Below are 20,436 nucleotides of genomic sequence, written 5' to 3' on the forward strand. Positions count from 1 at the left end.
AGCAGCCACCCTTGAAAGAGTGCGTAATAGCTCACTGGTCAAGTGGTCCTGCGCCGACAATGTAGCGGGGCTTAAGCACACCGCCGAAGCTGTGTCATTGACACAATAGATCCATGCGGGCCCTTGAGGTTTGTGTGTAGTCGTGTTGATGGGTAGGGGAGCGTCCTGCACCCAGGGAAGCCGTGGCGGAAGCTAGCGGTGGAGGGTGTGGGAGTGAGAATGCAGGCATGAGTAGCGAATGCAGAGTGAGAAACTCTGCCGCCGGATGACCAAGGGTTCCTGGGCCAGGCTAATCCGCCCAGGGTAAGTCGGGACCTAAGGCGAGGCCGACAGGCGTAGTCGATGGACAACGGGTTGATATTCCCGTACCCGAGCATGTGCGCCCATGACGAGGCGTTTGATACTAACCACCCAAAGCCACGGACTTAAGTCTTCGGATGGAGGTCTGTGTGTGGAGCGTGGGACCTGATTTCGTAGTAGTCAAGCGATGGGGTGACGCAGGAAGGTAGCTCCGCCAGGCGATGGTTGTCCTGGTATAAGCGTGTAGGCCGAGTGGTAGGCAAATCCGCCACTTATATAGGCTGAGACGTGATGTGTAGCCGTTTGAGGCGAAGTAGAGTGATCCTATGCTGCCGAGAAAAGCCTCTAGTGAGTGCATGCACGGCCCGTACCCCAAACCAACACAGGTGGTCAGGTAGAGAATACCAAGGCGATCGGGTGAACTGTGGTTAAGGAACTCGGCAAAATGCCCCCGTAACTTCGGGAGAAGGGGGGCCAAACATCCTGAAGCTCTTCTCGAGCTAGGGGTGGGTGGCCGCAGAGACCAGCGGAAAGCGACTGTTTACTAAAAACACAGGTCCATGCGAAGTCGCAAGACGATGTATATGGACTGACGCCTGCCCGGTGCTGGAACGTTAAGAGGACCGGTTAACTCCTTCGGGGGTGAAGCTGAGAATTTAAGCGCCAGTAAACGGCGGTGGTAACTATAACCATCCTAAGGTAGCGAAATTCCTTGTCGGGTAAGTTCCGACCTGCACGAATGGCGTAACGACTTTCCGGCTGTCTCAACCACAGGCCCGGCGAAATTGCACTACGAGTAAAGATGCTCGTTACGCGCGGCAGGACGGAAAGACCCCGGGACCTTTACTATAGTTTGGTATTGGTTTTCGGTTCGGCTTGTGTAGGATAGGTGGGAGACTGTGAAGCTGCAACGCTAGTTGTGGTGGAGTCGTTGTTGAAATACCACTCTGGTCGAATTGGGAATCTGAACCTCGGGCCATGATCTGGTTCAGGGACAGTGCCTGATGGGTAGTTTAACTGGGGCGGTTGCCTCCTAAAGGGTAACGGAGGCGCCCAAAGGTTCCCTCAGCCTGGTTGGCAATCAGGTGTTGAGTGCAAGTGCACAAGGGAGCTTGACTGTGAGACAGACATGTCGAGCAGGGACGAAAGTCGGGACTAGTGATCCGGCACCTCCTGGTGGAAGGGGTGTCGCTCAACGGATAAAAGGTACCCCGGGGATAACAGGCTGATCTTGCCCAAGAGTCCATATCGACGGCATGGTTTGGCACCTCGATGTCGGCTCGTCGCATCCTGGGGCCGGAGTAGGTCCCAAGGGTTGGGCTGTTCGCCCATTAAAGCGGCACGCGAGCTGGGTTTAGAACGTCGTGAGACAGTTCGGTCCCTATCCGCCGCGCGCGTAGGATACTTGAGGAAGGCTGTCCCTAGTACGAGAGGACCGGGACGGACGAACCTCTGGTGTGCCAGTTGTTCTGCCAAGGGCATGGCTGGTTGGCCACGTTCGGAAGGGATAACCGCTGAAGGCATCTAAGCGGGAAGCCTGTTCCAAGATGAGGTATCCCACCCCTTTGTGGGTTAAGGCCCCCAACAGACCATTGGGTTGATAGGCCAGAAATGGAAGCACAGTAATGTGTTGTCGAGTTGACTGGTACTAATAGGCCGAGGACTTGCCTACAAAGATGTTACGCATCCACTCTACGGTTCTGAAACACCACATCAGGTGTGTTGTTTCGGAGTGTTTCGGTGGTTTTAGCGTCAGGGAAACGCCCGGTCCCATTCCGAACCCGGAAGCTAAGCCTGACAGCGCCGATGGTACTGCAACCGAAGGGTTGTGGGAGAGTAGGACACCGCCGAACTTACTTAGGAAAGGCCCCGGTCGAGAACCTCACGGTTCTCCCGGGGCCTATCCGCATGTCCGCCCCCAATCACGCGGGTCCCGCCTCCGATCACGCCGGGTCCCGCCTCCAAGCACGAGATCCGGCCTCAATCACGCGAGATCCGGCTTGAATCACACGGGTCCCGCCCCGGATCACGCATGAAGCCTCGCCAAGCACGCGCGATGCCTCGCCGAGCCCGCAGCCGACCCTCCCGGTACGCGAGTCGTCCATCCAGGTACGCGAGTCGTCCGTCTGGGTACGCGTGTCGTCCCCACCCGGTACGCGCGGCCGGCGTGCTCCGGGCCGGAACTCGCGTGATCAGACCCGTAACCCGCGTGATTGAGGACGGAACTCGCGTGACGGGAAGGGCATCACGCGTGATTGGGGAGGCATCTCGCGTGTCTGGAGGGGCATCTCGCGTACCTGGGCGGTCGGGTGGCATGCCTGGAGGGTCGGGTGGGTACGAAGAAGGGGGTCAGGAGCGGAGCTCCTGACCCCCTGACGGGAAGAACTGTTTACTTGATGGCGGAGCCGGCTTGCCAGTCGGCCCAGGACTTGGACCAGTCGCCGTACAGGTCCCACACCGGGAGCTGGGGGCCGCCCGAGTTGGTGACCTCCACGACGTCGCCCAGGCCCATGTTCTGGAAGAACCACTGGGCGTTCGCGTCGTTCAGGTTGATACACCCGTGCGACACGTTCGAACTACCCTGCTGGCTCACGCTGTTCGGGTTCTCGTGGACGAACTCACCGTCGTTCGAAATGCGCTCCGACCACTTCTCGTTCGAGCGGTACGCCTTGGGATCCGGCGGGCAGACGCCATACGTGCAGGAATCCATCGTGTAGTTGGCCTGCTTGTCCGAAATCACGTGCGCGCCCAGGTGGGTCGGCGTGGCGTCCTTGCCCATCGAGATCGGCATGGACTTCACCATTGCGCCGTTGTGGAAGATCTGCATCTGCTCGGTGTTCCCGTCCGCCTTCGCGATCCAGGAATCGTGGACCTTGTACGTTTCCGAGCGATCCTCCGCACCGAACACCCCGCCGCCGAAATCGACGCCGTAGATCTTCGCCGTCACCTTCAGGGTCGTGCCGGCCTTCCAGTACTCCTTCGGCCGGTAGTGGACGTTCGAGTCGTCGATCCAGTACCAGCCGCCGTCCTGCTTCGGGGTCGACTCCACCGTCAACGCCTTCTCGACCGCCGCCTTGTTCTTCACCGCGATCTTGCCGAAGCTGAACACGATCGGCTGGCCGACGCCGACACCCGTGCTCGCCACCGCGGACGGCGCCGGGATCAGGTTGGCGTTCGCCTGCTTCTTCGGCGACAGCGTCGTGATCTGGTTGTCCTGCTCGATCGGCTTCCCGTTGGCGCCCTGGGCGTGCGCGACGATCTTGTACGTCGCCCCGTAGCCGAGCGGCTCGCTGGACGTCCAGCTCGACCCGTCGGCCGCCAGCTGGCCGGCGACCGTCTTCCCCTTGGCCGCGTTGGTCACCGTGACGTCGAGGAGTTTCCCGTTGGCCGCCTTGACGACGATCGGCGACGCCGGGTTCACCGCCGTGCCGCCCGCGGGCTCGAACGTCACCGCGACCGGCGTGTCGGACGCCGAGGGGGCTCCCGACGGCGCTCCACCGGCGGGCGAACCGCCGTCGTCACCGGACGAGCAGGCGGAAAGCAGCAGTGCTCCGGCGAGGATTCCGGCCACCGAAAGTAAAATCTTCTTGGGGAGCATATTGTCTCTTTTTGGGAATTGGGATCGGCGGGCATTCGTCATCAAAACTACGCGATAGCGATGACGTTCTTACCAGCGGATCGGTGCATCGGCGTGACGTGGATCACTTGACGACGAGCCCGGGTGCGCCGTAAAGCCCCGGTCCGTCCACCGAAAGCGCGCCGAGGTACTCGCGCGCCGCTGTGTACGCCTCATCCGCCAGCGCTTCCGTGTGCCCGAAGTCCAGCGGGTTCACACGTACGGGTGCGGGACCCGGCAGGTAGACCACCGGTACCGAAGCCGCCGCCACCTGCGCCTCCAGCACGGCCTGGTTCCGCATGCTGATCATCGCGGTGAACATCATCACCTCGGCGAACGTCCGCGGCGCGCTCGGCAGCTTCCCAGGGAACGCGCAGTCGAGCACCACCAGGGACTGCGCGCCCATGGCGAGGGCTTGGCGCATCGGCACGTTCGCGACGAGCCCGCCGTCGTAGAGCAGCTGCCCGTCGTGCTCCACCGGCGGGAAGATCCCCGGGATCGCGCAGCTCGCCAGCAGCGGTTCGAGCAGCCGCCCGGAGCGGATCAGCAGCGGCTCGGCCGTGTCGACCTGCGTGGTGACGACGCCGAGCGGCAGCGCCAGGTCCTCGAAGCGCGTCGAAGCGCCGAGGTGGTCGGCGATGATTCCGGCCAGTCCGGTGTTGGGGAACAGGTGCGTCTTGCTCTGCGTCAGCGTCCGGACGCGGCTCAGCACGCCGCCGGGGAACGCCTCGGCCCGCGTCATGTGCGCCCAGATCTCGTGCAGCCGCGCGAGTGCGTCGGTGCCCGAGCGGGCCAGCACGGCGGCGTTCAGCGAGCCGACCGACGTCCCGGTCACCAGGTCCGGCGTGAGCCCGGCCTCGGTCAACGCGCGCAGCATGCCGACCTGCATGGCGCCGAGGCTGCCGCCGCCACCGAGCACGAACCCGATCGGCCGGGGAAGATCCGCGAGACTCATGCGCCGAATGTAGTACTCAGGGCACGCGTTCGGGCTCCCGCTCCGGCTCGGCGAGCACCTTGCGCTTCTTCAGCCGCAGCAGGAAGAACACCGCAACCGCGGCGAGCACGCCGACCACGATCAGGCCTCCGGTGTTCAACGCGCCTTCGATCCGTTTTGCCGCTTCGCCCAGCGCCGCGCCGATGCCGATGTGGACCAGCGACCAGCAGAACGCGCCCGCCGCGGCGGCCGGCAGGAACCGGCGGAACGGCAGTCCGGACGTCCCGGCCGCGGCTGGCGTCAGCGTCCGGATCACCGGCAGGAACCGGGCGAAGAACACCGCCCAGGCGCCCCGGCGTTCGAGGACGCCGGTGGCCTTGTCCCACGCTTCCAGGCCGTACTTGCGGATCAGTTTCGTGTCACGCAGGCGCGGCCCGAAGCGGCGGCCGATGCCGTAGCCGAGCGCGTCGCCCGCCGTCGCGCAGACGGTGACGACCAGCCACAGGACCAGGAACCGCGGGACGGTGTTCGCCGTGGTCGCGGCGATGAGCAGCCCGGACTCGCCGGGGGCCAGGAAGCCCAGCCCGATCGTGCACTCGGCGAACACCAGGCCGCCGGTCGCGGCGACGAGCCCCGGTTCCGGGAGTCCTTGCAACCAGCTGAGGAGGTCCGAAACCAGGGCCATGCCGCCACTTTACCTATCCTTTAAGGATGGTGGGGTGACGTGCGTCACCGCGCCAGGAGCGACGCGGCCTCCTGAGCCGCGGGTCCTTCGGCGGCCAGGTGCTGCAGGTTTTCCGGCAGGACCTCGCCGCGGTGGGCCTTGGTCTGGGCATAGAGCCGTCCCGCGCGGTACGAAGACCGCACCAACGGCCCCGCCATCACACCCGCGAAACCCATCGCCTCCGCGGCCTTGGAGTGCTCCACGAACTCCTCCGGCTTCACCCACCGATCCACCGGATGATGCCGCGGCGACGGACGCAGATACTGCGTGATCGTCAAGATCTCGCACCCCGCATCCACCAGATCCCGCATCGCCGGAGCCACCTCGTCAGGCGTCTCACCCATACCCAGGATCAAATTCGACTTCGTCACCAGCCCAGCCTCACGCGCCGCCGTGATGACCTCCAACGACCGCGCATACCGAAACCCCGGACGGATCCGCTTGAAAATCCGCGGCACCGTCTCCACATTGTGCGCCAGCACCTCCGGCCGGGAGCCGAACACCTCGGCCAACTGCGCCGGATCCGCATTGAAGTCCGGGATCAACAGCTCCACACCGGTACCGGGGTTCAGCGCGTGAATCTGCCGGACAGTCTCGGCGTAGAGCCAGGCGCCGCCATCTTCCAGGTCGTCACGAGCGACACCGGTGACAGTCGAATACCGCAAGCCCATGGCCTGCACCGACTCCGCCACCTTCCGCGGCTCAGCCCGATCCAAAGCCGCAGGCTTACCCGTGTCGATCTGACAGAAATCACACCGCCGCGTGCACTGATCCCCACCGATCAGAAACGTCGCCTCACGATCCTCCCAGCACTCGTAAATGTTGGGACAACCCGCCTCTTCACACACCGTGTGCAGACCCTCACGACGAACCAGACCCTTGAGCTCCGTGAACTCCGGCCCCATCCGCACCCGCGTCTTGATCCACGACGGCTTCTTCTCGATCGGCGTCTCACTGTTGCGAACCTCGAGACGCAGCAGCTTCCGGCCTTCTGGCGCAGCACTCACGCCCTCAACCGTACGCCCGTCCGGGCTACGCGGGATCCGGGGTGACGCCGGTCAGCTTTGCGGTGACGTCCCACAACGCGGCCCCCAGCGACTCGCTGCGCGCGGCGGCCACCGGCGGCACCCTGGCCGGGTATCCACGCAGGTTGCCGAGGCCGCGGGGCCCGAAGTAACCGCCGCCTTCGACGCCCTCCGCCGTCGCCGCGTACAGCTGCGGGAGAGTGCCGATGCGGGTGTTCTGGGCGAAGAGCGCCTCGCCGATGCGGTGGCCGCCCGCGATCAGCGAGCGCACCACGGGGTTCGAGTACGAGCGCGCCATGCCGCTGCCGAGGCCGGTCGCGGTGTACCCGGGGTGGGCGGCGACGCTGATCACGTCCGAGCCGGCCGCGCGCAGCCGCCGGTCCAGCTCGAGCGCGAACACCTGGTCGGCGAGCTTCGACTGCCCGTACGCGGCGGCCGCGTTGTAGCGGCGGTGCTCGGCGTTCGGGTCGTCGAGGTGGATGCGGGCGCCGACGGCGGCGAGGCTCGACAGCGTGACCACGCGGGAGCGCAGGGCGGGCATCAGCAGCCACGTCAGCGCCGCGTGGCCGAGGTAGTTGGTGCCGAACTGCAGCTCGAAGCCGTCGGCGGTGCGGCCGCGGGCGGTCGCCATCACGCCGGCGTTGTTGACCAGCACGTCCAGCGCGTCGCCGGTCAGCTCCCTGGTCGAAACGGCGGCCGCGCGCACCGAGGCGAGCTCGCTCAGGTCCAGTGGGATGAGCTCGGGCTCGGCGCCCGCGGCGGCCGCTTTGACGATGTCCAGTGCCTTCGCCCCGCGTTCGGCGGAGCGGCAGGCGAGAAGCACGCGGGCCCCCTTGCCCGCGAGAACTTCGGCGGTGCGCAGCCCGAGCCCCGAATTCGCCCCGGTGACCAGGACGGTCTTGCCGGTCTGGTCGGGGATGTCGGCTTCGGTCCAGCGCTCCGTCATGTGCTTACTAAACCCTGTTCACGCACTCGGCGCGAGCAGGCGCCGCAGGGTTCCCATCATCGGGGCGCGGCGGCGGGTTTCCGAGCGGCTCGTGCGCAGCAGCGCCTCGAACGCGTGACCCACCTTGGTGATCTCTTCGGCCGGCTCGCGCGGGTCGGCCAGTCCGGCCGTGACGGCGAGCATCCGCAGCTCGCTTTCGCGCATCCGGCGCAGCGGCGCGTGCCGCTCGCACGCGCCGTCGAGGACTGCGCGCAGGTCGGCGTGCTCTTCGACGGCGGCGCGCCAGGCGCGGGTGACGGCGTCGACGTGGTCGCCGAGGCCGTCGGCGTCGTCCGGGTCGGCGACCTCGGAGCGCAGGCGGCCGCTCAGCGTGCGCGTCCACTGGTACTGCAGGGCGGTGAGGACGTTTTCCTCGGTGCCGAAGTGCTCTTCGGCACCGGGCACCTCCTCGAGCGGCAGCGGCTCGCCCGGGTTCCGGGCGGCCAGGCGGACGGTCGCTTCCAGGATTTCCTGACGTCGGTAGAAGTCGGTCCAGCTCATCTGTGGCTCCCCTTCCGTGGCCCGGGTCATACCGCGGGTTTGCGGCATACTCCCGGTACGGACCTGACGCGCTGAACATACCATGAGTATGGAGAGCTGTTCCCGGCGTAAAGTTGTGAAGGTGGCGACAATGAGGTCCAGACGACTCGACTACTCCGAGTCGACGCGGTCCGCGCTGGTCGACAGCGCGGTCGAACTGTTCACCAAACGCGGTTACGCGGGTACCTCGCTCGACGAGGTCGCCAAACGCGCCCGGGTGACCAAGGGGGCGCTGTACCACCACTTCAGCGGTAAGCAGGCGCTGTTCGAGGCCGCGTTCGAGCAGGTCGAAAGCGTCGTCTTCGACCGGCTGGACAAGATCATGACCGGCGAGGGCACGCCGTGGGAGCGGGCGCTGGCCGGGCTGAACGCGTTCTTCCGCGCCTGCCTCGACGCCTCCTACCAGCGGATCGCCATCCACGAGGCGCCGGTCGTGATGGGCTGGGAGCGGTGGCGCGAAGCCGAGGAGCGGTGCAGCTTCGGGCTCGTGCGGTCCGGTCTGCAGTCGCTGATCGACGCGGGCGAGGTCGAGCCGGTGCCGGTCGAGGTCACCGCCCGGCTGCTGTTCGGCGCCCTGTCGAGCGCGGCGACCGAGATCGCGAGTTCGCCGGACCCGAAGAAGGTCGGCGCCGAGATCGAGGACGTCATCGTCCGCATGCTGGTACGGCTGCGGCGCACGGAGCCCGACGTCTCTATAGGCTGATCTTCGTGGACTTGAGGATCTTCACCGAGCCCCAGCAGGGGGCCAGCTACGACGATTTGCTGCGCGTCGCCAAGGCGACCGAAGCCGCCGGGTACGACGCCTTCTTCCGCAGCGACCACTACCTGAAGATGGGCTCGGCCGACGGCCTGCCCGGCCCGACCGATGCGTGGATCACACTCGCCGGCCTGGCCAGGGAGACCAGCCGGATCCGGCTGGGCACGCTCGTCACCGCGGCGACGTTCCGCCACCCGGGGCCGCTGGCGATCTCGGTCGCGCAGGTGGACCAGATGTCGGGCGGCCGCGTCGAGTTCGGCCTCGGGGCGGGCTGGTACGACGCCGAGCACGCGGCGTACGGCCTGACGCTGCCGCCGCTGAAGGAGCGCTTCGACCGCTACGCCGAGCAGCTCGAGATCATCACCGGGCTGTGGAAGACGCCGGCGGGCTCGACGTACTCGTTCGACGGCCGGTACTACCAGCTGTCCGACTCGCCGGCGCTGCCGAAGCCTTCGCAGTCGCCGGCCCCGCCGGTGATCATCGGCGGCGGCGGCAAGAAGCGCACCCCGGCGCTGGCGGCCCGCTTCGCCGACGAGTTCAACCTGCCGTTCACCGACGCCGAGACGGCGGCGGCCCAGTTCGCCCGGGTCGAGGCGGCCGCGGCGGAGATCGGCCGCGACCCGAAGGAGATCCTGCGCTCGGTGGCGCTGGTGGTGGCCGTCGGCCGCTCCGACGCGGAGGTCGCCCAGCGCGCTTCGGTGATCGGGCGGGACGTCGACGACCTGCGGGCGAACGGCCTGGCGGGGTCGCCGGCGGAGGTGGTCGACCGGATCGGGCAGTGGCGGGAGAAGACCGGGATCACGCGGGTCTACCTGCAGCTGCTGGACCTGGCGGATCTGGACCAGATCGACTTGATCGCCGCCGAGGTTGCGCCGCAGCTGGACTGAGCAGCCCCCGATTTCCACGCTAGCGGAAGGGACCGACAGTTCCGGACGCCGAAGCGAGGCCGGCCTCCTGTTGTCCACAGGAGGCCGGCTTGCTTTCGGTTCGGGAAGGCTGGTGTCTTCCGCTTCGGCGAAGGCGATCGGCCGCGGTGAGCGGAACCGGCTTGCCGGCGGGTCGGGTGCGCGCGGCCTGCCTGGCCGAGGGGCGGGTGAGGGCCGACCCGGTCGCCCGACCGGGTCGGGCGGCGGCCGATTGCCTGGGGCGGGCTACTGCCACTGGCACTCGCGCTGGTTCTGGGGCCTGCGTTACCTCTGGTCTGCACCCCAGTGAGCCGCCGCTCAAGACCATCTGTCAGCTCGTCGAGTCGGTCGACGACACCCTGAAGCCAGCGGAAGGGACCGACAGTTCCGGACGCCGAAGCGAGGCCGGCCTCCTGTTGTCCACAGGAGGCCGGCTTGCTTTTGAAACCAGAGGTCAGTTCTGCAGAGCGAACGTGACCCCGGGAGCCTGGGGAGCCTCCGGCCGCGGCAGCCAGCGGTCCTCGCTCACCGGCAGCTCACCCTCCAACGCCGCCAGCACCGCGTCGCGGGCCAAGGGGAGGACCGCCTCCACCGTCACGTCCCTCTGCAGCTCGTACGACAACGACGTCACCCCCGCATCGCGGATTCCGCACGGGACGATCGAGTCGAACGCCGCCAGGTCCGCGTTGCAGTTCAGCTCGAAGCCGTGCATCGTCACGCCTCGCTGGACGCGGATGCCGATTGCCGCGATCTTGCGCTCGATGCCACGGTCGTCCGCCGGGATCCAGACCCCGCTGCGGCCCTCGACGCGGCCGGAGTGCACGCCCAGCTGGTCGCACACCCGGATCAGCGCCTCCTCGAGACGCCGGACGTAGTGGACCACGTCGATCGGGTCCGCGAGCTTCACGATCGGGTAGCCGACCAGCTGGCCCGGGCCGTGCCAGGTGATCTTGCCGCCGCGGTCGACGTCGATCACCGGGGTTCCGTCCGTGGGGCGGTCGGCCTCCTCCGTGCGCTTGCCCGCCGTGTACACCGACGGGTGCTGCAGCAGGAGCATCGTGTCCGGCGCGGTGCCGTCCGCGCGGGCGGTCAAGAAACCGCGCTGGAGCTCCCAGGCCTCGGTGTAGTCGATCGTGCCGAGCTCGCGGACGTCGACGGGCTCGGTGCTGGCGCGGCAGGAAGTGCGGGAAGAACTCACCCGTCGAGGCTACGCCCGTCACCCGGGGGAAGCAGCCGCAAGGCGCACGCTGAGAGCAGCCCGACACCGGTCACCGCCAGCACTGCGCCGATCGTGTCCGACACCCAGTGCACGCCCAGCAGCACCCGGCACGCGGCGCTCAGCACCACCGCCACCGCCGAGGCCGCCGCGACCCGGCGGACCAGCCGCGGCCACAGCCACGCGCACAGCAGCACCAGCACGAACCCGACGCTCGCCACCGACGTCACGTGCCCGCTCGGGTAGCTCAGGTCGGGGTAGTCGCGCGGGCGCTCCCGCAGGAAGAGCGGCTTGGCCGCCACGCTGGTCAGCCGGCACAGCAGCAGCACGACGGCGAGCCGCACGCACAACCCGGTGTGCTGCCGCTGCCGCAACCCCAGCGCGAGCAGCGCCACCCCGAGGACCCAGGGGAGCACCGGGCCGAGGACGTCGCTGCCGATCTGCGCGGCCCGCCCGAGCGGCTGCGTGTAGACGCCGTGGAGGGCGTTCGCCACCTGCGAGTCCAGCGTCAAGGGGTGCCGGGCGACGCCGAGGCCCAGCGCGACGAAGGCCGCCGCCAGCGCGAAGCCGACGACGAGCCAGCGTTTGACCGGGACAGTCACGCCGCTGCGAGCGCCAGGTCGAGGGTCGGGTGGCGGAACGCGTACCCGGACCGTTCCAGCGCGGCGGGGACGGCCCGCTGCCCGAACAACGCCATTTCCTCGCCGGCCTGGCCGAGCACGGCCTTGAGCGCGACACCCGGCACCCACCAGGGCGCCGGGCGGTGCAGCGCGCGGCCGACCGCCCGGGTGAACTCGGCGTTGGTCACCGGCGCCGGACCGGTCAGGTTGACCGGGCCCGCCACGTCCGCCGTCAGCACGTGGGCGATCGCGCCGACCTCGTCCTCGAGGGAGATCCACGACATGTACTGGCGGCCGTCGCCGAGGCGGCCGCCCAGGCCGAGCCGGAAGAGCGGCCGCAGCGTGCCGTACAGGCCACCCTTCGCCGACAGCACGAGCCCGGTGCGCAGGTGCACGACCCGCGCGTCACCGGCCGGCGCGGTGGCGGCCTCCCAGGCTTCGCAGAGCTCGGCCAGGAACCCGCCGCCCCGCGGCGCCGACTCGTCCACAGTGGACTCGTGGGTGTGGCCGTAGTACCCGACGGCGGAAGCGTTGAGGAACACGCCGACCCCGTGCTCGGCCACGGCTTCGGCGAGCACCTCGGTCGGTTCGACGCGGCTGTCGGTGAGCTCCTGCTTGCGCATCGCGCTCCAGCGGCCGGGGAACAGCGGCTTCCCGCCCAGGTTGACGACCGCGTCCACCCCGTCGAAAGCGCCGTCGGCGATGGTCCCCGACGGCGGGTTCCAGCGGAACTCGCCGCTGCCGCGCGCCTCGCGCCGCACCAGCCGGCGGACCTCGTGGCCGTCGCGGCCCAGGCGGTCGCTCAGCGCCGACCCGATCAAGCCGCTCGCTCCGGCGATCAGTACTCGCATCCCTCGATCGTTGCGCATTCGCTCCGCTCCCGCACTTCCGGCCCGGACACGGCGAAGGCCGCCACGGGAATTCCCGTGGCGGCCTTCGTCAGAGGTGGCTCAGAGACCGAGTTCGCTCTCGAAGTTGCCCTCTTCCAGGCGCTGCTTGATCGTCGTCAGGAAGCGGCCCGCGTCGGCCCCGTCCACCAGGCGGTGGTCGTAGGTCAGCGGCAGGTACGCCATCGACCGGACGGCGATCGTGTCGTTGCCGTCGGCGTCCGCGATGACCACCGGGCGCTTGACGACCGCGCCGGTGCCGAGGATGCCCGACTGCGGCTGCACGATGATCGGCGTGTCGAACAGCGCGCCGACGCTGCCGATGTTCGTGATCGAGAACGTGCCGCCCGACAGCTCGTCCGGCTTGATCTGGCCCGACCGCGCGCGGCCCGCCAGGTCGGCGATCCGGTGCGCGAGACCGGCCAGGCTCAGCTCGCCCGCGTCGTGGATCACGACCGAGAGCAGCCCGCGCTCGGTGTCCACCGCGATGCCCAGGTGCACGGCGCCGTGGTAGGTGATCTCCTTCGTGTCCTCGTTGTAGGACGCGTTGACGTTCGGGTGCTGCTTGAGCGCCTCGACCGTGGCCTTCGCGAAGAACGGCAGGAACGTCAGGTTGACGCCCTCGCGCTCCTTGAAGGCCGCCTTCGCGCGCTGGCGCAGCTTGGCGATCTTCGTGACGTCGACCTCCTGGACCTGCGTGAGCTGCGCGGCGATCTGCAGCGACTCGCGGGTCTTGGTGGCCGTGATCTGGCGGATCCGGCTGGCCTTCTGGACCGTGCCGCGCAGCGCGGCGAGCTCCGGCGACACCGCGGCCGCGGGACGCGCGGCGGGCGCCGACGGGGCGGCGGCAGCAGCCGGGGCGGCAGCGGCCGGCGCCGGCGCGGCGGCGGCCTTCTGCTTCTCCTCGGCCGCGGCCAGCACGTCCTGCTTGCGGATCCGGCCGCCGACACCGCTGCCGGTCAGCGTCGACAGGTCGATGCCGTGCTCGGACGCGAGCTTGCGGACCAGCGGCGTGACGTACGGGCCGTCCGCCGAGCCGTCCTTCGCCGCGGCGGCCGGGGCCGACTGCGTGGCGGCCGAGGCCGGGGCGGCCTGCGGCTTGGGCTCGGGCTTCGGTTCCGGCTTGGGCTCGGGCTTCGACTCCTGAACCGGCTCGGGCTTCGGCTCCGGCTTGGGTTCCGGCTTCGGCTCGGGCTTGGGCTCCGGCTTCGCCTCGGCCTTCGGCGCCGCACCGGCGTCACCGATCACGGCCAGCACGCCGCCGACCTCGACGGTCTCGTCCTCGCCCGCGCGGATCTCCAGCACCGTGCCGGCCACCGGCGACGGCACCTCGGTGTCGACCTTGTCGGTGGAGATCTCGAGCAGCGGCTCGTCGACCTCGACCGAGTCGCCGACGGCCTTCAGCCAGCGGGTGACGGTGCCCTCGGTGACGCTCTCGCCCAGCTCGGGCAGCTTCACCTCGGTGCCTTCGCCACCGGCCGCCGGCGCGGTGTCCGGCTTGCTCGGCGCCTCGTCGGAGGCCTGCGGCGCGGCCTCTTCCTGCTGCGGCTCGGGCTGCGAAGGCGCGGCCTCTTCCTGCGCCGGGGCCGACGACCCGGACGACTCCGGAACGCCGCCGGTGCCGTCGTCGATGACGGCGAGCTCGCCGCCGACCTCGACGGTCTCGTCCTCCTGGGCGCTGATCTTCACGACCGTGCCCGCCACCGGGGAGGGCACCTCGGTGTCGACCTTGTCGGTCGAGATCTCGAGCAACGGCTCGTCGACCTCGACGGTGTCGCCCTCCTGCTTAAGCCACCGGGTGACGGTGCCTTCGGTGACGCTCTCCCCGAGCTCCGGCAATGTGACGGAGTAGGCCATCGTTCGCTGACTCCTCTTCCAAGTTCTGCGTGGTCTGGATTCTGCTGGTGGGACGTCAGCTGTGCACGTGCAGCGGCTTCCCCGCGAGGGCGAGGAACGCTTCACCGAGGGCCTCGGTCTGGGTGGGGTGCGCGTGGATCAGCGGGGCGACGTCCTCGGGGAACGCCTCCCAGCTGTAGATCAGCTGCGCTTCGCCGATCAGCTCGCCGACGCGGTCGCCGACCATGTGCACACCGACGACCGGGCCGTCCGGCGCCTTGACCAGCTTGACCCCGCCGGAGGTCTTGAGGATCTGGCTCTTGCCGTTGCCGCCCAGGTCGTAGGTGAACGTCGTGACGTCGGACCCGTACTTGTCCTTCGCCTGCGACTCGGTCAGCCCGACCGACGCGACCTCCGGGTGCGAGTAGGTGACCCGCGGGATGCCGCTCTCGTCGATGACGCGCGGGTTCTGCCCGGCGATCTCCTCGGCGACGAAGATGCCCTGCTGGAAGCCGCGGTGCGCGAGCTGCAGGCCGGGGACGATGTCGCCGACGGCGTAGACGTTCGGCAGGTTCGTGCGCAGCCGCTCGTCGGTGAGGACGAAGCCGCGCTCGATCTTGACGCCGGCCTCCTCGTAGCCGTGGCCCGCCGAGTTCGGCCCGCGGCCGACGGCGACCAGCAGCAGGTCGGCCTCGATGGTCTCGCCGGACTCCAGCGAGACGCTCACGCCGTTGTCGTCCTGCTTCGCGCCGGTGAACTTCACGCCGGTCTTGAAGGCGATCTTGCGGCGGCGGAAGGCGCGCTCGAGCTGCTTCGACGCGAACTCGTCCTCGTTGGGGACCAGCCGCGGCAGGGCCTCGACGATGGTGACGTCGACGCCGAAGGAGGCCCACACGCTGGCGAACTCGACGCCGATGACGCCGCCGCCGAGCACCACGACCTTCTTGGGGACGTAGTCGAGGGCGAGGGCCTGCTCGCTGGCGATGATGCGGCCGCCGAGCTCCAGGCCGGGCAGCGTGCGCGAGTACGAGCCGGTGGCGAGGATGACGTTCTTGCCGGTGTAGCGGGTGCCGTCCACCTCGACGGTCGTGCCGCCGACGAACGTGCCGCTGCCCTCGACGAGGTTCACCTTGTGCGCCTTGGCCAGGCCCTGCAGGCCCTTGTACAGGCGGGCGATGATCCCGTCCTTGTACTTGTTGACCCCGGCGATGTCGATGCCCTCGAAGGCGGCCTTGACGCCGACCGCTTCGGCTTCACGGGTCTCGTCGGCGACCTCGGCGGCGTGGAGCAGGGCCTTGGTCGGGATGCAGCCCCGGTGGAGGCACGTCCCGCCCAGCTTGTCCTTCTCGATCAGCGTGACGGAAAGGCCCAGCTCGGCCGCGCGGAACGCCGCGGCGTAGCCGCCCGATCCGCCTCCCAGGATCACGAGGTCGGCGGAGGTGTCGGTCACTTCATTAACTCCTCGGCAAGCAGTGGGGTGTTGCTCTGTCGTCGCGCCCGCGCCCGGTATAACCGCGCGCGCGACACCGCCATCTTGTCACTACGCCGGACGGGGCTGCGAGCTAGCCGGGTGTGCGACGCCGAGCACACGCGGACATCGGGATAATGAGTGGGGTAGGTCTCGGGAGGGAAGGTGGTCGTGGTGGGGCTCTTCGACTCGCTGCGGAGGCGGGCCAAGGGTGGGCAACGGGCCGGTACGCTGCGGAAAGCCAGCTCCGAGGACACCCGCCACCTCGACGAGTGGGCAGCCACCCGAAGGGGTGTCGAGGCCTTCGTGGAACCGAAGACCAACGTCACGGAGACCACTGTGGTGTTGATCGCCCACGACGGCGAATGGACCCGCCGCCGCATCGGCAGCCTGGAGGCCGCGCAGCAGTTCGGGCACCGCCGGTCGATCCCGGTGTACGAGGTCGCGCGGGTCGGGTACCCGAAGCGGATGCGCGAGTACACCGAGCGGAAGAAGCGCGGTCAGGTCTAGGGACTAGATGTACTGCCCGAGGAGGTTGCGATCGTGGCGACACGTGATCGGATGATCTTGGTGTGAGGGAGGGCCTCCGGGTTCGGTCTGGATTGCGACGTCTACACCGAGCAACGGAGGCCCTCGTGACCCACGCTAACGCACCCCTGACCCCGGCCGGCAGGCTGCGCCTGGCCCGCTGCGTCGTGGACGAAGGCTGGCCGTTGCGGCGAGCCGCAGAGCGATTCCAGGTCTCGGTGGCCACCGCGCAGCGGTGGGCCGCCCGCTATCGCATCGACGGACAGGCCGGCATGACCGACCGGTCCAGCAGGCCGCGGACCAGCCCGAACCGGACACCGACCCGCACCGAACGGCGGATCATCAAAGTCCGCGTGCTGCGGCGGTGGGGGCCGGCGCGGATCGCCTTCCTGCTGCACCTGGTGCCTTCCACGGTGCATCGGGTGCTGACCCGCTACCGGCTGGCCCGCCTGTCGCATCTGGACCGGGCCACCGGCCGGCCGGTCCGCCGCTACGAGCACTCCGCGCCAGGCGAGCTGGTGCACGTGGACATCAAGAAGCTGGGCAACATCCCCGACGGCGGCGGACACCGCATCCACGGACGACAGGCCGGTGACGTGCACAAACGTGCCAGCACGACGCTGCGCCGCCACAACAAGCCCGTCATCGGCTACAGCTACCTGCACAACGCCGTGGACGACCACTCACGCCTAGCCTACAGCGAGATCCTGCCCGACGAACGCAAGGACACCGCAACCGCGTTCTGGACCCGGGCCCACGCCTTCTTCGCCGCCCACGGCATCACCGTCAAGCGCGTCCTCACCGACAACGGTGCCTGCTACCGATCACGACCCTGGCACGAGACCCTGACCGCAGCCGGGATCACCCACAAACGCACCCGCCCCTACCGGCCACAAACCAACGGAAAGGTCGAACGCTTCAACCGAACCCTGCTCGAGGAATGGGCCTACGCCCGTCCCTACCAACGCGAAACCGAACGCCGCGAAGCGTTCCCGCACTGGCTGCACACCTACAACTACCATCGCGGCCACACCGCACTCGCAGGCCAACCACCCGCCAGCCGCGTCCCCAACCTCACAGGGCACTACAACTAGAGCTCGATCCGGCCGACGACCTCGCCGTGGTGGGTCTGGCCGGTGGGCCGGAAGCCCAGCTTGCGGTAGAACCGTTCCGGGCCGTCGTCGCCCGGGAGCCACAGCACCGTCGCGATCTTTTCGCTCCGCCGCCGGGCCTCGTCCAGGACGGTTTCGACGGCGAACCGGCCGTAGCCGCGGCCCTGCACGCAGGCGCCGACGTTGAGCCGCCAGATCCCGCAGCGGAAGAAGTCGAGCTCGGCCGCCGGGTCGAAGCGGCCCATCACGAAAGCGACGGGTTCGCCGTCGTCGGCGATCACCCGGGGCCAGGCGATCTCGGGCTGGGCGTAGGCCTCGGCGAGCGAGACCGCCACGGGGGCGACGAACTTCTTCTGGTGTGGCTGGACGGCCAGCTGGCACGCGGCGGCGACGTTTTCCGGGGTGATCTTCTCCACGGTGAGGGTGGTCACCGAGCCCAACCTAGCCTGACTGGGCGAGCAGCGCGGCGTGCTTGACCAGCGCCGCCCGGAAGGACGAGTGGACCGTCGTGCCCAGCACCGGGTCGACCTCCACCACGTGCCCGGCCGACAGCAGCAGCACCGCGGGTTCGCTGAGGATCACCACGCCGTTCTCCACCCGCAGGTCCGCCGTGCCGAGCAGGCGCGGGAAGACCACGTCGGCGGGGAGGCCGTCGCAGGTGCGCAGGAATTCGCGGTGGTCGGCGGGCAGTTCGACGCCCAGCCGCAGCTCGGCCGAGCGGATCGCCGCTTCCGACGCCGGGGGAGGGGCCGTGGCGCCGCCGCGCAAGCGCAGGATCGAAGCGATCAGCTCCGGCCAGCCGCCCAGGTCGGGCGGGTACCGCTCGTGCAGCGCCGCGACCAGCGCTCCCGCGCAGACCGGCGCCCATTCGCGGAGGCCGAGCGGGTCCGCGCCGGCGACCAGCGCCGGTGCCGACGCCCGGGTCGCCGCCAGCGTGGCGACGTCGGGGTGCGGCCCGGCGAGGGAGGCCCAGAGCTCCAGGTCACCCTCGGCGAGGGCCGTGCGGACGCGGTCCGGCCGCGACGGCGCCACCTGCTTGACCACCTCGGCGACCGATCCCGGCGGGAGGACACCTTCGAGGTCGGAGACCGGACGACGCAATGAAGCCGTGTGCACGCGCTCTTCGGCGTCGAGGTCGAGTGGCGGCAGGCCCTCGGCCCAGTCCGGCCGCGCGCCCCGGGCCTCGAACAGCATCGCCCACGCGCGGGCCCGCACCGGGTCCGCGGCCAGCGCGGTCACCGGCCGCTCGGTCCGGGCCAGCCACTGCGTGACCAGCCGGTCGGCTTCGTCGAGTGCCCCGGCGGTCGCGAGCAGCAGCGCGGCGTACCCGATCCGGTCGTCCACAGTGGACGAAGCGGCGGTCAGGACGTCCCTGACCGCCGCTTCGAGGTACTCGCCCGGCTCCACTCAGCCGTTGGCGGCGATGTCCGCCAGCACCGCGGCGATCGAGCGCACCGGGACACCGGTGCCGCCCTTGCCGGTGTAGCCCCACGGGGAGCCGGCGTTGAACGACGGGCCCGCGATGTCGATGTGGACCCAGTCGAGGCCGTCGGCGACGAACTCGCGCAGGAAGATCCCGGCGGCGAGCATGCCGCCCCAGCGGTGGCCGGTCACGTTGGCCAGGTCGGCCAGCCGCGAGTCGAGGTCGGCGCGCAGCTCCTCGGGCAGCGGCATCGCCCAGCCGTTCTCGCCGGTGGCCTGCATCACCGCGGCGACGCGGTCGCGGAACTCGTCCGACCCCATCACGCCGGCGGTGCGGTTGCCGAGCGCGACGACCTGGGCGCCGGTCAGCGTCGAGGTCTCGATCAGGTAGTCCGGGTTCTCCTCGGCCGCGCGCACCATGGCGTCGACCAGGACCAGCCTGCCCTCGGCGTCGGTGTTGAGCACCTCGACGGTCTTGCCGCCGTACATGGTCAGCACGTCACCCGGGCGGTACGACGTCCCGGACGGCAGGTTCTCCGCCAGCGGGATGTGCGCCACGACCTCGAGCGGGTACTTGAGCTTCGCGGCCAGGACGACCGAGGCGAGCACGCCGGCCGCGCCGGACATGTCCGAGGTCATGTGGTCCATGTTCGCGGCGGGCTTGAGCGAGATGCCGCCGGAGTCGAAGGTGATGCCCTTGCCGACCAGCGCGACCTTCTTCGCGGCCTTGGCCGGCTTGTAGCCGACGCGCACCAGGCGCGGCTGGCGGGACGAGCCGCCGCCGACGCCGAGGATGCCGCCGAAGCCCTTGCGCTTGAGGGCCTTTTCGTCCAGCACCTCGAACTCGAGGCCGTTGTCCTCGGCCAGCTTCTTCGCGCGCTCGGCGAAGGAGGCCGGGAAGAGGTCGTTCGGCGGGGTGTTGATCAGGTCGCGGGCGACGATGACGGCCTCGGCGATGAGGCCGGCCGCCTTCAGCGTGGCCTTGTGCTCGCGGGCGGTGCCGACGGCCGGGCTCGTGAAGTCGGCCTTCGCCAGCGGGGCGTCGCCCTTCTCCGAGCGGTAGTCGGTGAAGACGTAGGAACCGAGGATCGTGCCCTCGACCGCGGCCTGCAGGTCCAGTTCCGAGAGCGTGACGAGTGCGCGGTCGGTGCCGGCCAGCGCGCGGCCGGCGGCGCCCGCGGCGCGGCGGACCTGCTCGGGGGTGACGGCGTCGCCGGCCTTGCCGAGACCGACGGCGAGCACCACGCCCGCCGGGAGCTTGCCCAGCGTCGGGACCTTCACGACCTCTTCGGCCTTGCCGCTCGCGCCCAGGGTGGCCAGCAGGCCGGCGAGCCGGCCGTCGAAGGCGGCGTCCACGGCGGCGGCGCCGGGGGCGAGCACGGGACCGTCCTCGCCGGCCAAGGTGCCGATGACGACAACGTCGGCGCGCGTTTTGGCCAGTGCCTCCCCGGTGTTGTCGGACAGGGCGAGCTTAGGCACGGTCACTTCTGGCTCCTCGCGCGTTCTCGTGTGGCACCGGGCACCGGCCCGGTCGGGATCGTGAGCCATGCTAATGACGAGC

18 protein-coding genes and 2 rRNA genes (1 of these 20 running past the window's edge) are annotated in these 20,436 nt (G+C 69.2%); 6 read left to right on the forward strand and 14 right to left on the reverse strand.

Translation table 11 applies throughout. From position 1 onward, the window contains the following. Both HUT10_RS38655 and rrf read left to right on the forward strand, forming a co-directional pair. Positions 1 to 1,972 (forward strand): 23S ribosomal RNA (locus HUT10_RS38655) (it extends 1,149 nt beyond the left edge of the window). A 64-nt stretch (positions 1,973 to 2,036) separates the two neighbouring features. Further along, a 5S ribosomal RNA gene (gene rrf, locus HUT10_RS38660) occupies positions 2,037 to 2,153 on the forward strand. A 536-nt stretch (positions 2,154 to 2,689) separates the two neighbouring features. On the opposite strand, the gene HUT10_RS38665 is transcribed toward rrf, so the two are convergent. From HUT10_RS38665 to HUT10_RS38690, 6 genes are all read right to left on the reverse strand, one after another. Next, positions 2,690 to 3,898: an Ig-like domain-containing protein gene (locus HUT10_RS38665; protein ID WP_176175711.1), complete on the reverse strand. Its 1,209-nt coding sequence runs from the start codon at positions 3,896 to 3,898 to the stop codon at positions 2,690 to 2,692. Between the two features lie 103 nt (positions 3,899 to 4,001). Continuing rightward, the gene (locus HUT10_RS38670) at positions 4,002 to 4,871 is read right to left on the reverse strand and encodes a patatin-like phospholipase family protein (protein ID WP_176175712.1); all 870 of its coding nucleotides are present in this window, start codon (positions 4,869 to 4,871) and stop codon (positions 4,002 to 4,004) included. 16 nt (positions 4,872 to 4,887) lie between these two features. Continuing rightward, a complete protein-coding gene (locus HUT10_RS38675) occupies positions 4,888 to 5,535 on the reverse strand; it encodes a DedA family protein (protein WP_176175713.1) in 648 nt (215 codons plus the stop codon). 44 nt (positions 5,536 to 5,579) lie between these two features. After that, complete coding sequence (lipA, locus tag HUT10_RS38680; RefSeq protein WP_176175714.1) at positions 5,580 to 6,581, reverse strand: lipoyl synthase; 1,002 nt, start codon at positions 6,579 to 6,581, stop codon at positions 5,580 to 5,582. 25 nt (positions 6,582 to 6,606) lie between these two features. Beyond that, the gene (locus HUT10_RS38685) at positions 6,607 to 7,545 is read right to left on the reverse strand and encodes an oxidoreductase (protein ID WP_176175715.1); all 939 of its coding nucleotides are present in this window, start codon (positions 7,543 to 7,545) and stop codon (positions 6,607 to 6,609) included. Between the two features lie 18 nt (positions 7,546 to 7,563). Continuing rightward, on the reverse strand, positions 7,564 to 8,085 hold the full coding sequence (locus HUT10_RS38690) for a hypothetical protein (RefSeq protein ID WP_176175716.1): 522 nt from the start codon (positions 8,083 to 8,085) through the stop codon (positions 7,564 to 7,566). A gap of 130 nt (positions 8,086 to 8,215) precedes the next feature. Here HUT10_RS38690 and HUT10_RS38695 point away from each other — a divergent pair, with 130 nt between their 5' ends. Then, a complete protein-coding gene (locus HUT10_RS38695) occupies positions 8,216 to 8,827 on the forward strand; it encodes a TetR/AcrR family transcriptional regulator (RefSeq protein WP_176175717.1) in 612 nt (203 codons plus the stop codon). A 5-nt stretch (positions 8,828 to 8,832) separates the two neighbouring features. Then, entirely contained in the window at positions 8,833 to 9,768 is a 936-nt protein-coding gene (locus HUT10_RS38700; RefSeq protein WP_176175718.1) for an LLM class F420-dependent oxidoreductase, read from the forward strand. A 472-nt stretch (positions 9,769 to 10,240) separates the two neighbouring features. Here HUT10_RS38700 and lipB read toward each other — a convergent pair whose 3' ends face one another. The 5 genes from lipB to lpdA form a co-directional block, all read right to left on the reverse strand. Continuing rightward, entirely contained in the window at positions 10,241 to 10,984 is a 744-nt protein-coding gene (lipB, locus tag HUT10_RS38705; RefSeq protein WP_176175719.1) for a lipoyl(octanoyl) transferase LipB, read from the reverse strand. After that, positions 10,981 to 11,604 (reverse strand): phosphatase PAP2 family protein, encoded by a 624-nt coding sequence (locus HUT10_RS38710; protein WP_176175720.1) that lies wholly within the window; start codon positions 11,602 to 11,604, stop codon positions 10,981 to 10,983. The genes lipB and HUT10_RS38710 overlap by 4 nt, the downstream gene beginning before the upstream one ends. Further along, positions 11,601 to 12,473, reverse strand: coding sequence for a TIGR01777 family oxidoreductase (locus tag HUT10_RS38715; RefSeq protein WP_176175721.1), 873 nt, complete (start codon positions 12,471 to 12,473; stop codon positions 11,601 to 11,603). The genes HUT10_RS38710 and HUT10_RS38715 overlap by 4 nt, the downstream gene beginning before the upstream one ends. Before the next feature lie 99 nt (positions 12,474 to 12,572). Next, positions 12,573 to 14,366, reverse strand: coding sequence for a 2-oxoglutarate dehydrogenase, E2 component, dihydrolipoamide succinyltransferase (gene sucB / locus HUT10_RS38720; RefSeq protein ID WP_176175722.1), 1,794 nt, complete (start codon positions 14,364 to 14,366; stop codon positions 12,573 to 12,575). Between the two features lie 55 nt (positions 14,367 to 14,421). Then, a complete protein-coding gene (gene lpdA / locus HUT10_RS38725; RefSeq protein ID WP_176175723.1) occupies positions 14,422 to 15,795 on the reverse strand; it encodes a dihydrolipoyl dehydrogenase in 1,374 nt (457 codons plus the stop codon). 183 nt (positions 15,796 to 15,978) lie between these two features. Here lpdA and HUT10_RS38730 point away from each other — a divergent pair, with 183 nt between their 5' ends. Together HUT10_RS38730 and HUT10_RS38735 are read left to right on the forward strand one after the other, a co-directional pair. Next, positions 15,979 to 16,323 (forward strand): oxidoreductase, encoded by a 345-nt coding sequence (locus HUT10_RS38730; RefSeq protein WP_176175724.1) that lies wholly within the window; start codon positions 15,979 to 15,981, stop codon positions 16,321 to 16,323. Between the two features lie 125 nt (positions 16,324 to 16,448). Further along, positions 16,449 to 17,435 carry an IS481 family transposase gene (locus HUT10_RS38735; RefSeq protein WP_176173177.1) on the forward strand — a complete coding sequence of 329 codons (987 nt, stop codon included), beginning with the start codon at positions 16,449 to 16,451 and terminating at the stop codon, positions 17,433 to 17,435. On the opposite strand, the gene HUT10_RS38740 is transcribed toward HUT10_RS38735, so the two are convergent. Genes HUT10_RS38740 through HUT10_RS38750 form a run of 3 tightly spaced genes read right to left on the reverse strand, consistent with a single transcriptional unit; the run spans position 17,432 to position 20,360 of the window. Next, positions 17,432 to 17,884 carry a GNAT family N-acetyltransferase gene (locus HUT10_RS38740; RefSeq protein WP_176175725.1) on the reverse strand — a complete coding sequence of 151 codons (453 nt, stop codon included), beginning with the start codon at positions 17,882 to 17,884 and terminating at the stop codon, positions 17,432 to 17,434. The genes HUT10_RS38735 and HUT10_RS38740 overlap by 4 nt on opposite strands. A gap of 10 nt (positions 17,885 to 17,894) precedes the next feature. Further along, the gene (locus HUT10_RS38745) at positions 17,895 to 18,860 is read right to left on the reverse strand and encodes an SMI1/KNR4 family protein (protein ID WP_176175726.1); all 966 of its coding nucleotides are present in this window, start codon (positions 18,858 to 18,860) and stop codon (positions 17,895 to 17,897) included. Continuing rightward, positions 18,861 to 20,360 carry a leucyl aminopeptidase gene (locus tag HUT10_RS38750; protein WP_176175727.1) on the reverse strand — a complete coding sequence of 500 codons (1,500 nt, stop codon included), beginning with the start codon at positions 20,358 to 20,360 and terminating at the stop codon, positions 18,861 to 18,863. Positions 20,361 to 20,436: the final 76 nt, after the last annotated feature.

The sequence above is a fragment of the Amycolatopsis sp. Hca4 genome, from assembly GCF_013364075.1.
Taxonomy (GTDB): Bacteria; Actinomycetota; Actinomycetes; order Mycobacteriales; family Pseudonocardiaceae; genus Amycolatopsis.

Bases quoted from the DNA above. Each gene is read 5' to 3' on its own strand.
- HUT10_RS38665 (WP_176175711.1), bottom strand. From the start codon at position 3,898: ATGCTCCCCAAGAAGATTTTACTTTCGGTGGCCGGAATCCTCGCCGGA.
- HUT10_RS38670 (WP_176175712.1), bottom strand. From the start codon at position 4,871: ATGAGTCTCGCGGATCTTCCCCGGCCGATCGGGTTCGTGCTCGGTGGC.
- HUT10_RS38675 (WP_176175713.1), bottom strand. From the start codon at position 5,535: ATGGCCCTGGTTTCGGACCTCCTCAGCTGGTTGCAAGGACTCCCGGAA.
- HUT10_RS38685 (WP_176175715.1), bottom strand. From the start codon at position 7,545: ATGACGGAGCGCTGGACCGAAGCCGACATCCCCGACCAGACCGGCAAG.
- HUT10_RS38690 (WP_176175716.1), bottom strand. From the start codon at position 8,085: ATGAGCTGGACCGACTTCTACCGACGTCAGGAAATCCTGGAAGCGACC.
- HUT10_RS38695 (WP_176175717.1), top strand. From the start codon at position 8,216: ATGAGGTCCAGACGACTCGACTACTCCGAGTCGACGCGGTCCGCGCTG.
- HUT10_RS38715 (WP_176175721.1), bottom strand. From the start codon at position 12,473: ATGCGAGTACTGATCGCCGGAGCGAGCGGCTTGATCGGGTCGGCGCTG.
- sucB (WP_176175722.1), bottom strand. From the start codon at position 14,366: ATGGCCTACTCCGTCACATTGCCGGAGCTCGGGGAGAGCGTCACCGAA.